1 protein-coding gene is annotated in these 1,505 nt (G+C 68.6%); it reads right to left on the bottom strand.

The features are described 5' to 3' along the window. Positions 1–7: 7 nt before the first annotated feature. Positions 8–1,447, bottom strand: a complete 1,440-nt coding sequence (locus tag ACVWWH_RS20140; protein WP_141305780.1) for an amino acid permease — start codon at positions 1,445–1,447, stop codon at positions 8–10. Positions 1,448–1,505: the final 58 nt, after the last annotated feature.

A 1,505-nucleotide genomic window follows, 5' to 3' on the forward strand; every position in this document is an offset into this window, starting at 1 on the left:
GGGTGGGTCAGTCGTGTCGGGTGCGGTTGGCGACGACGGGGGCTGCGCCGGTGTAGCCGTCGCGGGCGGCGGCGATCTCGTGGATGCGTTCGCGGGAGGCGTACCAGCCGATGACCATGAGGATGCAGGCGACGGCGGTGGCCAGGAGGGTCCAGGGGGAGTCGATGAGGACCATGATGAAGACGGCGACGAGGAAGGCCAGGGTGATGTAGCCGGTGTAGGGGGCGCCGGGCATGCGGAAGGCGGGGCGGGTGGTCCAGCCCTTCTTGGCCCAGCGGTGCAGCTGGATCTGGCAGATGACGATGGTGGCCCAGGTGGAGATGATGCCGACGGAGGCGACGTTGAGGACGATCTCGAAGGCGTCGGCGGGGACGAGGTAGTTCAGCGGCACGCCCAGGAGGGAGACGACGGCGGTGATGGCGATGCCGCCGTAGGGGACGCCGGCCTTGTTCATGCGCAGGGCGAACGTGGGGGCGGAGCCGGCGGCGGCCATGGAGCGCAGGATGCGTCCGGTGGAGTAGAGGCCGGCGTTGAGGGAGGACAGGGCGGCGGTGAGGACGACGAGGTTCATGATCACGTCCACGCCGCCGACGCCGATGGAGCCGAAGAAGGTCACGAAGGGGCTGACGCCCTTCTGGTAGGCGGTGTAGGGCAGCAGGAGGGAGAGGAGGATGACGGAGCCGACGTAGAAGACGGCGATGCGGGCCACGACGGAGTTGATGGCGCGGGGCATGATCTTCTCGGGGTTCTCGGTCTCGCCGGCGGCGGTGCCGACGAGCTCGACGGAGGCGTAGGCGAAGACGACGCCCTGCATGAGCATGATCATGGGGGCCAGGCCCATGGGGAAGAGGCCGCCGTGGTCGGAGATGAGGGTCAGGCCGGTGGTGGCGCCGGTGGGGGTGCCGAAGAGGACGAAGTAGATGCCCAGGGCGAGGAAGGCCAGCAGGGCGGCGACCTTGATCAGGGCGAACCAGAATTCCATCTCGCCGAAGACCTTCACGGAGACCAGGTTCAGGGCCAGGACGAGCACGAGGGCGATCAGGGCCCAGGCCCACTGGGGCACGGCGGCGATCCAGGGGACGTACTTGCCGAAGAAGTGCATGTAGAGGGCGGCGGCGGTGGTGTCCACGATGGTGGTCATGGCCCAGTTGATCCAGTAGAACCAGCCGGAGATGTAGGCGGCCTTCTCGCCGAAGAACTCCCGGGCGTAGGAGACGAAGGAGCCGGAGGAGGGCCGGTGGAGGACGAGCTCGCCGAGGGCGCGGAGGATGAGGAAGACGAACGCGCCGCAGATCGCGTAGGCGAACACGAGCGAGGGCCCGGCCGCGGCCAGGCGCCCGCCGGCGCCCAGGAACAGGCCGGTGCCGATCGCGCCGCCGATCGCGATCATCTGGATCTGCCGGGCCTTCAGGCCCTTGTGGTAGCCGGCGTCCTCGGCATGGATCACATGGTCGGCCGCATGGGCATGACCGTGGTCCTCACGATGATCGGCGACTTCCGTGGTG

The sequence above is a fragment of the Sinomonas sp. RB5 genome (assembly GCF_054063535.1).